This is a genomic window from Rhizobium sp. R635 (assembly GCF_002211285.1).
Lineage (GTDB): Bacteria > Pseudomonadota > Alphaproteobacteria > Rhizobiales > Rhizobiaceae > Rhizobium.
The window spans coordinates 344,219-356,574 of sequence record NZ_LOKX01000032.1 but is presented as its reverse complement, the minus strand read 5'-3'; the positions used below and the strand labels follow the sequence as shown (position 1 = coordinate 356,574).

Here is a 12,356-nt window from a genome sequence, read left to right as displayed (position 1 = left end):
CTCCCTCAACCCTTCACGCCACCGGCGGTCAGCCCCGAAATGATCCGGCGCTGGAATATCAAAACAAGCACGACGACCGGCACGGTGACGATCACCGAAGCCGCCATGATGTTGCCCCAGGGGATTTCGAATTCGCTGTTGCCCGAAAGCAGGGCGATGGCTACGGGGACGGTCCGCTGCGTATCGGACGATGTGAACGTCAGTGCGAAAAGGAACTCGTTCCAGGCGGTGATGAAGGCAAGCAGCCCGGTCGTCACCAGCGCCGGCCACATCATCGGCATGAACACCTGGGTGACGATGACCCATGGCGAGGCGCCGTCGACGATCGCCGCCTCCTCGATCTCGATCGGCAATTCCCGCATGAAGGTGGTCAGCACCCAGACGGTGAAGGGGAGCGTGAAGATCATGTAGGAGAAGATCAGCGCGAAGGGCGTGTTGAAGATGCCGATCCAGCGGATGAGTTCGAAGAGGCCCGCAAGAACGGCAATCTGCGGGAACATCGACACCGAAAGGATTGTCAGCATCAACAGCGCCCGTCCGCGGAAATGCACCCGGGCCAAAGCGAACGAAGCGGTGATCGAAAGCAACAGCGATGCCGATACCACGACGCAGGCGATCATTGCGGAATTCGCAAGACTGCGGACGAAACCGCCCTGCCCCATTACGGAAGCATAGTTGCCGAAGGAGATCGAGGTCGGCCAATAGTCGACTTTGAAAAGGGCCGTGCCGGTCTTCAGGCTGGTAAGGATCGCATAGTAGAACGGAAATACCGCAATGATCACGATGATCGTGACGAGCAGGTAGAAGAGCGTATTCTTGGTGATGGAAAGCAGCATCAGCGTTCCTCCCCGCCGAGCCTGACGCGGCCGAGCCAGATATAAAGGACGGTGACGGAAGCGATGATGAGGAAAAGCACCGTCGAGGCGGTAGCGCCATAGGCGAACTTGTCGAAGTCGAACAGGTTTTCCCGCGCCATGACCGACATGGTCTTCGTCTGCGCATTGTTGGGCGTCAGAACATAGATCAGGTCGAAGATGCGCATCGCATCCAGCATCCGGAAGATCACGGCAACCATGATGGCAGGCCGGATCAGCGGCAGCGTCAGGCGCCAGAAAACCTTGACCGGATTGACGCCATCGATCCTGGCCGCTTCATAAATATCTCCCGGCACCATCTGAAGCCCGGCAAGGATCAGAAGCGCCATGAAGGGCGTCGTCTTCCAGACGTCGACGATCAGCACGGCGATCATCGCCGTTTCCGGATTGGCAGTCCAGGCAATCTTCTCGCTGATCAGGCCGAGGCCGAGCAGAACATCATTCAGAATGCCGAACTGGTCGTTGAGCATCCAGGCCCACATCTTGGCCGAAACGATGGTCGGGATCGCCCAGGGGATGAGGATTGCGGCCCGAACGACGCCCCGCCCGACGAACTGTGCGTTCAGCACCAGCGCCACGATCAAGCCGAGCACAGTCTCGATCGTCACCGAAAGGAGAGTGAATTTGGCCGTGTTCCAGACAGCATTCCACCAGACTGGATCGGCAAGCAGGCCGCGATAGACGGTCTTTCCGCTCTTCAGCGTCACCCACGACAGATAATTGGCAAAGCCGACGAACTCAGCATTGCCAAGGTCGTTGAGCGACGCATTCGTAAAGCTGAAATAGATGGTTCTGAAGAGCGGCCAGCCGGCGACGATAGCGAGAATCAACAGCGTCGGCGCCAGGAACACCCAGGCCGATCGGATGCGTTCTGATCGCAGCTCCGTAGAGGCGCTGAGCTTGGAAACCTTGGGTTCAATTGCTTGTGGAACTACGATTTCAGTCATGAAACGCCTTTCCCGTTTAGCCCTGCGAAGACTGGACCGACGACCTCCCGGCCGCCGGTCCCGTTCCTCACCAGGCGTCGCCCTTGAGGGTCGTCAGGTCGGCTTCGAGGAGCTCGAGGTTCTCGGCGGCCGAGCCGCTGCCGGACAGCGTATTGTGCACTGCCGTCCAGAACTTCGAGGACACTTCGTTGTACTTCACCTTGGCCGTCGCCGAAGGACGCGGCACCGCGTCCTGGAAAATGGGTTTCCAGTTCGGCATGAAGGGCTGCGCGGCGGCGACATCCTTGTCGTCATAAAGGTCCGTCAGTGTCGGCAGATTGGACAGCTCGATGGCGCGAGCCTTTTGCACGTCCTTCGATGCCAGGAATTTCACGAGCGCGATGGCTGCTTCCTGTTTTTCCGAATATTTCGACACCGCCAGGTTCCAGCCGCCGAGTGTCGAGGACGGCTTGTCGCCGGCGGCCGCAACCGGCAGCGTCATCACGTCGAACTTGCCCTTCACGGCGCTGTCGGCGCCGTTGCCGAGAGAATAGGCATAGGGCCAGTTGCGCATGAAGACGGCGTTGCCGGTCTGCCAGACGCCGCGCGATTCTTCCTCCTGATAGGCGAGCACGCCGGGCGGCGAGATCGTACCGATCCAGCCCTTGGCGCGTTCGAGCGCCGCCGCCGCCTTGTCGTTGTTGATCGAGATCGTCCCGTCCGGCTCGACGATCTGGCCCCCTCCCGACGACTTCACCCATTCCAGTGCGTTGCAGGTCAGCCCTTCGTAGGAATTGCCCTGGAAGACGTAGCCCCAGAGATCCTTCTGGCCGGCCTGGCGTTCCTTGTCCTGGATCTCCTTGGCGGTTGCTGCCATCTCGTCCCAGGTCTTCGGCGGCTGCTTGCCGTATTTCTCGAGCAGGTCCTTTCGATAAAACAGCGCCGGAGCATCGGTAAACAACGGCAGCGCCACGAGCCGGCCATTGACGGTCTGCGAGGCGATGATCGACGGGAAGAACTGGCCGGCTACGTCCTTGGTGGCCTCCGTGAGATCAATGAACTGGTCGGCAAGCTGCGGCGCCCAGATGACATCGGTCTGATAAACGTCGATGTCCTTGTTTCCCGCGGCAAGCCACAAGCGATATTGCGAGAACTGCTCGCTGCTCGATGACGGCATGGTGACGAGCTTCACCTGATTGCCGGTCTCCTTCTCGAAAATCGCAAGCTGCTTGTTCAGGAATTCGACGTTTTTCCCCGTGGTGTTCGCAGCAAACGAAATTTCGGCGGCATGGATGGGGCCGGCGGCGATAGCGAGGCCAAGCGCCGACAAGGCCAGAGCAAACTTTTTCATAATCTCCTCCCAGAAATTGAAATCGATTTGGCGAACGGACCATTACAGAAGGCTTCGGCGACGTCAAGGCATCAAAACTGCTTCTACCGGTTGTATTTATATGATTAAAACGGCCGTAATGCACGGTTAAAGGCATAAATTCCGCAGCAACAGCTAGTGTTTCAAAGCCACATAATTGAAAACGTTTTCAATTTTCACCGAATTGGCACTTGGCCGTTGCGCATCGCCAACGCATCGTCCATTGATTTCCGGGACAAAGAAGACACCGATGAAACTTCGTGAATTTGCAAAGCAGCTTGGTCTTTCTCCGACGACGGTCAGCCGCGCACTCAGCGGCTATCCGGAGGTGAGCGAAACCACGCGTGCCCGGGTTGCAAGCGAAGCAATGCGGCTCGGCTATCGCCCCGATATCAATGCCGTGCGGCTGAAGACCGGGCGGGCCGGAGCGATAGGCGTCATGATGGGGCGCTCGGGAGAAATTCATTTTGCTGAATTCGTGTCGGGCATGGCGCAGCGGCTGGAAACGACCGACACGGATATTCTCATCACGCCGATTACCGCGCACAATGACGACGACGAGATACAGGCTTACCGGCGCCTGGTCGAAAGCCGCCGGGTGGACGCCGTGATCATTCATTCGCCTCGCCCCAGAGACCCGCGGATCGAGATGCTGAACGGCTTGGGCGTGCCTTTTCTGGTTCACGGCCGCTCGGAGACCGAGCATGTGCATGCGTGGCTCGATATCGATAATGAAAATGCCGTGCGCAGAGTGACCGAACACCTGCTCGATCTCGGGCACCGGCGCATTGCGATGATCAACGGCCTGCGGGGCAAGACCTATTCGATCCATCGCGAACAGGGTTTTCGGCTAGCCCATCAGGAGCGCGGGCTCACCGCAGATCCCAACCTCATGGCCTGCGATAAATTCTCCGACGAGAGCGGCTTTCGTCATGCCCGCTCTTTTCTGGAGAGTACCAATGCGCCAACCGCCATCGTTGCCGGTTCCACGATGACAGCGCTTGGTGTCTACCGCGCCGTCCGTTCGCTCGGAATGACGGTGGGGCAGGATGTTTCCGTCATCGCCCATGACGACGTCTTTCCCTATCTGACGGCCGAGAATATGGTCCCGTCGCTCTCGACCACGCGATCCTCCATGCGCGCCGCGGGCACACGCTGCGCCGAACTGACACTACAGCTTATCGCCGGCCGCCCCGCAGACGAGATCCACGAATTATGGCCGGTCGAACTGATCCTGCGGGAAAGTACCGCGCCGCCGCGCTGATGAGAGCAACCTCCCGATGCACGACTGTGTAGCCGCTGAAGTCCATCAGCCGGCATCGCGCCGCACTCCGCCATTTGCACGCACCAGCGCCATCAGCATCGGGCCGATCGCAAATTCGCCTCGCTCTGTCCTGCGGGTGAGATCGCGGAGATAACCGCCGGGCGAATTGATGTGTCCGCCCCTTTCCAGAATGCAGGCGATTACGGTCGCGGCATTTTCCGGCCCCATGCCGGCGCAGGCTTCCTCATAAGCCGAGGGGCTGACGCCGAGCATCGAGCGGACGACGACCGCAGCCGACATCAGGTCGCGCCAATTGCCAATCGTTCCACCCGGCCCATAATCGAGAATTTGCGGGCAGGCCTGGAGAACGAGGCCGAGCGGGAAGGATTTCAGCGTATGACCCGCCATCGGATCGGCTGCTCCGGATCTCCTGCCGGCAGATGCCGGATGTTTCAATCTTTGCTCGTCCTGCGGCCCGGCGATCGGGTCGTTATCGGCCGCCGGCTTCGCGCCCTGCTTCGGTTCGAAGCTTGGTTCAAGTTCAGATGTGGAGTTGGGGTTTGAATTCTGTTTGTGGCGCTCAATTTGAGACTCATTGGCGTTTATTTTTCTTAATTTTATATGTCTTTCCAGCAGGTTGACGGCTTCGTCGCGCAGCAGGCCCATCTCGTCGAGCAGTGAAGCCAATTCCCCGGCCCCTGCCACGCGCGGAATCCTGCGCACGAGATCGCGAAACATCAGCGACATCTGCTCCCAGTCGCCGGGTACGGCTTCATCGAGCGCTGCCGAGATCAGCTTGGAGATATCCCGCCGGCAGACGGTGAGACGTTCTCTGGTCGCCCGGATGAGCTCCCGGTCGGCAACCACCTCGGCGGCCAGACCTTCAATCTCGACCGCGCGGGCGAGCAGTGGCGCGACACTGAAGCCGAAAGCCTCACCGATCTCCCCTGCCCTGTCGCGGCGCGCATAGCGTTTTCCGTTCGGGCTGTCCTTGCGCAGGATCAGGCCGGCCTCGACCAACACGGCAAGATGCCGCCGCAGTGTCGCCGGCGTCATTCCCCGGGCACGAAGCGACAACTGAGCGTTCGAGGGAAAGACGATCAGGCCCTTCTCCTCGGAAATCTCGTCATCGGGATAGAAGGTCAAAAGCGCATCGAGCACCGTCAACGCCCGATCGGTCACGCCGAGCGCCGGGCGCGCCTCGCAGATCGCCCTGAACAGCTTCCACTTGCTGCGTCTCATTCCCGGCTCGATGGTCTCGGCCAGTTGCTGGCTTGCCAGCATGCCAAGCGACATCGGCCGCCGCCCAAAGGGCGTCGTCACATATCCACTCTCCATTGCCTTCACCTTCGTTCAGGCAAAAGAAAACCGTCCACCACTTTGGTGCCTAAGAACGCTTGACTGTGATTCGTGGAAATGCGATTCTCGATGTGCTTAAGATCTGAGAAGGGCTTCCACGACGGCGTCGTTGGGGGCCTTTTTCTTTTGCGCCTACGCTCCTCTGTGCTTTTTGAACTCCTGGAACAGGCCCTGCAGCCGCTCCTGGACGAATTGATCGAAACCGGGCGCGGTCTTGCTGTCGAAGACGAAGGTGGCGCCGGACGCTGTTTTCTTGACTGTCACCGGCACGCCGCTGACCTCGGATTTGACCACGGCCGGCTTCGGTGCCGCAGCCTTTTTCGCTGCCAGAACGAATGCCCGGTGAAACCGCTCGTCGCTCGAAATCCTGCGCGCGTCGTCCGCGGACAACTCCGCTATGATCTTGTCGGCATCGGCATTTTCCAGCCGCTCGCCCAGTTCCAGCCATCGCCGCCGGCCGATATCAGGCGCAGCACCGATGGCATTGATGAGCGCTAAGGGCACCTGCCGTATCACGATCAGCATTCTCGACAGCGCCGCCTTGTCGACGCTCAGCGCCGCCATGATGACGTCGCGGCCGAAGCCGCGTTCCTCGAGCCGCGACGCGAATAGGGCGCGCTCGACATAGGAGAGATTGGTCCGGGCGCTGTTTTCCTGCCCCTGGCTGACGACCAGCTGGCCGTCTGTCAGATCGCGGACGACCGCGCGCACCCTGATGCCGATCTCTCTCGTGGCCGCCAGGCGACGATGGCCATAAGCGACCTGATAGCGGCCCTTGGCTTCCGGATGCGGACGCACGAGGATCGGGACCTGCTGCCCATGCTCGCGGATCTGCTCGACTAGCTCGGCGAGTTCAGCCGCGTCGATCGCCAGGCGGTCGCTGACGAAAGAACCGTCGATCAGGCCGGGATCGAGTTCGACGATCATCTGGCCGGCGGCAAGCTGCCGTTCCAGCTCGCTGGCGCGTTCCATCTTCTCGGTGATGTTGCCGAGCGTCTTGGTGATGCCGCCGACCGGCCCGCCACTGCGCTCCTGCGGCACGAAGCCGGCAATCGGACGATTGTCGCGCGGCGCGACCGCTTCGGCCCTTGCCGGGTTCGGTGCGGAAATTTCGATGAGGTTCTTGCGCGCCATCCTATCTCCTTCCCCAGGTGGAGCGAATATGCGCTTCGATCTCACCATTCACGAGGTTCAGCGACTCCAGCGCCCGATCATAGGTTCCGCGCGTGAACTGCGACCGCTCGACCTCATAGAGGGTCTGCTTGGTGACACCAGCGTCGGAGACGGCCGTCGATTTCACCATGGCGTTGTGGAGCATGCGATTGCCGAAGATCGCCCGCATGAAGCCGGTCATCTGGCTTTGCGGCCCGTCATTCGGTTCGAACCGCGTCACGAGATAGCGCATCCAGTCATAGCTGGTGCGCCCGCCGGCTTTCTCGACGACGGACATGAGTTCGCTCGTCATCGTCAGGAACTGCGACATCGACATGACGTCGAGCATCTGCGGATGGACTGTGATCAGCACCGAGGTCGCCGCGCAGAGCGCCGACATCGTCAGGAAGCCGAGCTGGGGCGGGCAGTCGATGACGACGACGTCGTAGAGGCTTTCGATATCGGTCAGCACCTCGCCGATGCGGGCGAAGAACATGGTCTCCGCCGTGCCCGACGTCATGGCCTTCGGCGTCTCATGCTCGAATTCCATCAGTTCGAGATTGCCGGGGATGAGATGCAGGTTCGGCGTATAGGTGGCGCGCACGATATCGGCGATCGGGCGCGGATTGTCATAGCGGATTGCGCCGTAGATCGTTTCGCCCTCGCCGACGTCGAATTCCGGCTGATGGCCGAACAGCGCGGACAAGGAGGCCTGCGGGTCGAGGTCGACGGCAAGCACGCGGTAGCCCCGCAGCGCCATGAATTGCGCGAAGTGGGCCGCGGTCGTTGTCTTGCCCGAGCCGCCCTTGAAATTCATCACGGAGACGATCTGGAGCTTTTCGCCCGGCCTGCGGAACGGAACATATTTCGGCGTTCCGTTCCGTTCGTCGAGGACGCGGCGGATCCGGTCCATGTCCATCGCGCTGTAGAGCCTGCGGCCATTCGGCAGCGGATCGGGCCCATGGCCGTCGGCCGCAACCTGCCTGAGATAACCTTCGCCGATGCCGATGAAAGCCGCGGCCTCCGCCGGAGAAAATGTCCTGATCGTCTTTTGCGACAGCGGGGGAAAGATTTTGGCCTGATGCTGCTGAAGCTGATAGGACAACTCCCTCGCATCCGTTGCCAGAAGCGACGGAAGGTGCTCTTGATCATCTTGAAGAGCAAGACTCGGCTGCATGATCTCTTTCCCACGTAACTGCGCAATTTTGAACGAAAGCGCTTCAGTTGCGCAGTTACTATATGCCGCGATTCGTGACTGAATTACAAATGCTTAACCAAAACCACGCATCAAGCCCGGCAAAGGGGCTCCGAAACCAGGCGATTTGGCGACCGGACGGCGGTGATTCGCACAGCCCGGAATGCCGAGCAGGCAAGGGCCCTCATTTTGTTATACATATGAAATTCATTGGATTTTGCGACGCAGCTCGGCTGGGCAGACAGGCCCGAGCAATTCTCGCTATACCCGTCTCGGCAACATGCTGATGGTCATGGTCTAATCCTCGACGAGCAGCCGCAAATAGCCACCGGCTGTCCTAGTCGCGGTTTGCAACCATCGGCAAGCTTCCTTCGTTTGGAAGACGGGATTCAACCTGTCGTGCGGCGGACGCGAGGCGTCTCTTTGCGCGGATCGCATGCCATTGTTGGTCTATCAGGACGCCGATGAGGATCACGCCGCCCATGACCGCGAAGTTCAGCGACGACGGAATGCCGAGCAGGTTCACAAGATTTTGCAGCTCTTGCAACAGGACTGTGCCTAGCACGACGCCGACGAGCGATCCCTCACCCCCACGCAGCGAAAATCCACCGAGCACGGCGGCGGCAATCGCGTAGAGTTCGTAGAATTGACCATGGCTCGCGGGCGAGATCGAGCGCGTGTACATAGCGAAATAGATCGCCGAGAGCGCCGTAAGCAGTCCGCAGATGACATAGGCGCTCATAACTAATCGATCGGTCCGGATGCCGGAATAGCGAGCAGCCTCTTCGTTTTTTCCGACCGCGTAGAGATAACGTCCGAAGACGGAGCGATGCAGCACCAGCCACATGGCGACGGCAATAATGATCAAAGCAATGAAGGTGACGGGAATGCCATAGAACCGCCCGGCGGTCAGAAATTCGAGTTCTGGGAAACTCTGCCCGAAGGCAAACCCCGCCGTTCCGTCGGCCGTATAGAAGCGCGCTGCCCCGCGATAGATCAAGAGGCCGCAGAGGGTCACGACAAAGGGCTGCAGATTGAGCCGGGTGATAAGCCAGCCGTGCACGGCGCCTATGACTGCGCCTAGCAGGAGAATGAGCGGCAGCGCCAGCGCCCAGGGCATATATTGTACCGCAACGAAATCGACGAACAATACGCCGAGAAGCGCCACGAGCGAGCCCACCGAAAGCTCGATACCGCCGGTAATGATGACAAAGGCCTGCCCCATCGACAGGATGCCGAACAGCCCGATCAGGTTGGCGGTGTTCGCAAGGTTGATCGGCAGCAAGAAGCGCGGATTGATGATGGCAACGACGATGCCGACGACGACGATCAAAAGCAGCAGTCCAAGATCTTTTTTGATCATTCGAGATTCCATCCCCGATATCGGTTTCTCATGGCCGCAGCCGCTATTTTACGCTTTTGCCAACAGCAAGCAAAAGGACGCTTTCCTGACTGAATTCGTCCTCTTCCAGAACGCCGGCGATCTGGCCCTCGTGCATGACGGCGATGCGGTCAGAAACGCCAATCACCTCCTCCATGTCGCTGGAGATCATCAGGATGGCGACACCGGCATCGGCAAGCGCTCGCATCAGGCCATAGATCTCATTTTTCGCGCCGACATCGATGCCGCGCGTCGGCTCGTCGAAGATCATCACCCTCGGGCTCATCGACAACCATTTGGCCAAAACCACCTTCTGTTGGTTGCCACCGGACAGGGTGCCGGTTCGCGTCGACACGGAAGGCGCCTTGATACCGAGGCGAACACGCTGCTTTTCAGCGGCTGCAGTCTCCCGCTCAGCCGAAAGCATGAAACCGCGGGAAATCCTCGGAAGATCGGCGAGAGTTATGTTCTGAGCGATCGGGAGGTCAAGAAGAATGCCATTGCGCTTGCGATCCTCCGGCACCAGGAAGATGCCGCGAGCGACGGCGTCCCAAGCAGAACTGATGTTGATTTGGCGTCCGTCCTGCAGAATGGCTCCGCCGTAACTCCGGTCGATGCCGAAAAGTATCCTTGCAAGCTCGGTGCGGCCTGAGCCAACGAGGCCTGCAAGCCCCAGGATTTCTCCGTACCTGATTTCCAGGTCAACCGGACGGCCGGGATAGGCACCCGTGCGCACGCCGCTGACCTTCAATGCGACCGCACCCGGCGAGCGCTGCGGTTTTGCGGTCCGGGCCGCGAGCAGCCGGCCGATCATCAGCTTGACCATCTGGTCGTGGCCGATGTCCTTTTTGGCGAGCGTGCCCACAAGCGTGCCATCGCGCAATACGACCACCCGGTCCGCAACCCGCTCGACCTCGTGGAGACGGTGCGAGATGAAGATTACACTGATACCATCCGCCTTCAGCAACTTGATGATGTTCAGGAGCCGCTCGGTTTCGGCCAGCGGCAGGCTGGAGGTGGGTTCGTCGAAAATGACAAGCCTCGCCTTGATGGACAGCGCCTTGGCAATTTCCACCATCTGCTGCTCGGCAAGGGAAAGTGAGGCTACAGGTGTGTCGGCTGAAAAATTTGCCCCTACGCGCTTCAGGAGTGGGGTCACCAACTCTCGAAGTCGAGCGCGATCGACAAACTTAAAAGGTCCTGCCTTCAACGGCTCTCGGCCTAGAAGGATATTGGCGGCAACGTCGAGATTGTCAAAGAGGTTGAGCTCTTGATGCACAAAGGCGATGCCCGATGCAATGCTCGCTTCCACAGTGAGGTGGCGATGTTCTGCGCCGTCGAGCAGGATCACGCCCCGATCCGGAGCGATCACGCCGCCGAGGATTTTCATCAGCGTCGACTTTCCGGCGCCGTTCTCGCCGACCAAGCCGATGACCTCTCCCGGCACGATGTCGAGCGACAATCCCTCAAGCGCTACAACGCCTGGATAAGTCTTGCCAACGCCGGAAAGCGAAAGGAACGGCGTTGCAGGCGGGTCCGGTGACGGGATGTCTGAGCTCTGGTTCATCGCCTGTCCATGACTGCTGGTGCTGCGGCATGAAACGTCTTTTGCGGCGGGGAGCACCCCCGCCGCAAAGGAGGATTACTTTCCAGCCATGGCCTTCAGGTCAGCGGCATATTTGTCAACGTCATCCTTGCCGATGACTACTGTCGGAATGATGATCAAGCCGTTGCTGGGAACGCCTGATTTGTCGCCCTTGAGGTAGGCGGCCATCAACTTCATCCCCTGATAAGCCCATTCGAACGGCTGCTGCACTACGGTTGCCGCGACCGTGCCTTCCTTGACGCCGCCGAGCGTGATCGGATCGTCGTCAAAGCCGACGACGGTGATCTGCCCAAGCTTTCCGGCGTCGCGCAGTGCCTCATAGATGCGTGGCGTGTTATAAGAGTAGAAGCCGACCATGCAGGTCACGTCCGGGCTGGCCACCAGTGCATCTTCGACATTCTTTTTTGCGCGCGTCTGATCGATATCGTCGCCGCGCACATCTGTCAGCTCGATCTTCGTGCCCTTAAGCCCGTCCTTCATGCCCTGGATGCGTTCCTTGGCATTATCGGCGCCGAGGAGCCCGACAAAACCGATGCACTTGCCGCCATCCGGCATTGCCTTCTTCGCGATTTCGGCCGCCTGCAAACCCGCGTCGATGTTGGATGAACCGATATAGGCGACACGGTTGGTCTGCGGCGCATCGCTATCGGTCGTGAAGAGAGCTGTCTGTGAGCCGATCTTGTTCAAGCCCTCAGTCTGAGTCTTGGGATCGACCGCGGAAACCATGATTCCCTTGACGCCAGCACTAACCAGGTCTTCCATCAGGCGCTGCTGGATGGCTACTGATGCCTGCTCAGGGTACTTCAGCTCCAGTTGGTAGTCAGGCAATTCGGTCTGGGCCTTCTTCACGCCCGCTTCGGCGGCTTTCCAGAAGTCAGACGCTCCGTTGACAACGAAAGCAAGCGTCGGTTTGTCGGCGGCATCGGCTACTGCAATTGGCGCCGCAGTCAGTATCAGCCCGGCAAGGAACAAGGCTGCATTCCGTTTCAGCTGTTTCATGGCATACCTCCCGAGGGGCCGCAGTCGCGCGAGCCCGTTTCGATACACGGCCGGCCGAATGCGCGCCCCCTCCTAGGGCCGTCGCAACGCGACAAGTGGCATTGGTTCCGATCGCTCCCTGACGGTATACAAGAATCTTAATTAGTAAATAGTATTATCAATACACATCAAAACATTTCATCACGGAGCTATCAGAGTGAAGTTTTCCGCCACTATTTGTTATTCAACGT

At 59.6% G+C, this 12,356-nt stretch carries 10 protein-coding genes; 1 reads left to right on the top strand and 9 read right to left on the bottom strand.

Translation table 11 applies throughout. From position 1 onward, the window contains the following. Positions 1–5 precede the first annotated feature (5 nt). The 3 genes from ATY78_RS21150 to ATY78_RS21140 all read right to left on the bottom strand — a co-directional run bounded on the left by ATY78_RS21150 (position 6) and on the right by ATY78_RS21140 (position 3,152). Entirely contained in the window at positions 6–836 is an 831-nt protein-coding gene (locus tag ATY78_RS21150) for a carbohydrate ABC transporter permease (RefSeq protein ID WP_088684249.1), read from the bottom strand. After that, on the bottom strand, positions 836–1,822 hold the full coding sequence (locus ATY78_RS21145) for a sugar ABC transporter permease (protein WP_088684248.1): 987 nt from the start codon (positions 1,820–1,822) through the stop codon (positions 836–838). The genes ATY78_RS21150 and ATY78_RS21145 overlap by 1 nt, the downstream gene beginning before the upstream one ends. Before the next feature lie 67 nt (positions 1,823–1,889). Continuing rightward, on the bottom strand, positions 1,890–3,152 hold the full coding sequence (locus ATY78_RS21140; protein ID WP_088684247.1) for an ABC transporter substrate-binding protein: 1,263 nt from the start codon (positions 3,150–3,152) through the stop codon (positions 1,890–1,892). A gap of 268 nt (positions 3,153–3,420) precedes the next feature. Here ATY78_RS21140 and ATY78_RS21135 point away from each other — a divergent pair, with 268 nt between their 5' ends. After that, positions 3,421–4,434 carry a substrate-binding domain-containing protein gene (locus ATY78_RS21135; RefSeq protein WP_088684246.1) on the top strand — a complete coding sequence of 338 codons (1,014 nt, stop codon included), beginning with the start codon at positions 3,421–3,423 and terminating at the stop codon, positions 4,432–4,434. 45 nt (positions 4,435–4,479) lie between these two features. On the opposite strand, the gene repC is transcribed toward ATY78_RS21135, so the two are convergent. The 6 genes from repC to ATY78_RS21105 all read right to left on the bottom strand — a co-directional run bounded on the left by repC (position 4,480) and on the right by ATY78_RS21105 (position 12,126). Further along, complete coding sequence (gene repC, locus ATY78_RS21130) at positions 4,480–5,772, bottom strand: plasmid replication protein RepC (RefSeq protein WP_088684245.1); 1,293 nt, start codon at positions 5,770–5,772, stop codon at positions 4,480–4,482. 153 nt (positions 5,773–5,925) lie between these two features. Further along, the gene (gene repB / locus ATY78_RS21125) at positions 5,926–6,927 is read right to left on the bottom strand and encodes a plasmid partitioning protein RepB (protein ID WP_088684244.1); all 1,002 of its coding nucleotides are present in this window, start codon (positions 6,925–6,927) and stop codon (positions 5,926–5,928) included. A 1-nt stretch (position 6,928) separates the two neighbouring features. After that, the gene (gene repA, locus ATY78_RS21120) at positions 6,929–8,122 is read right to left on the bottom strand and encodes a plasmid partitioning protein RepA (RefSeq protein ID WP_088684243.1); all 1,194 of its coding nucleotides are present in this window, start codon (positions 8,120–8,122) and stop codon (positions 6,929–6,931) included. A 355-nt stretch (positions 8,123–8,477) separates the two neighbouring features. Further along, positions 8,478–9,503, bottom strand: coding sequence for an ABC transporter permease (locus ATY78_RS21115; protein ID WP_088684242.1), 1,026 nt, complete (start codon positions 9,501–9,503; stop codon positions 8,478–8,480). 43 nt (positions 9,504–9,546) lie between these two features. Then, positions 9,547–11,088 carry a sugar ABC transporter ATP-binding protein gene (locus ATY78_RS21110; protein ID WP_088684241.1) on the bottom strand — a complete coding sequence of 514 codons (1,542 nt, stop codon included), beginning with the start codon at positions 11,086–11,088 and terminating at the stop codon, positions 9,547–9,549. 75 nt (positions 11,089–11,163) lie between these two features. After that, positions 11,164–12,126: a sugar-binding protein gene (locus ATY78_RS21105; RefSeq protein WP_088684240.1), complete on the bottom strand. Its 963-nt coding sequence runs from the start codon at positions 12,124–12,126 to the stop codon at positions 11,164–11,166. Positions 12,127–12,356: the final 230 nt, after the last annotated feature.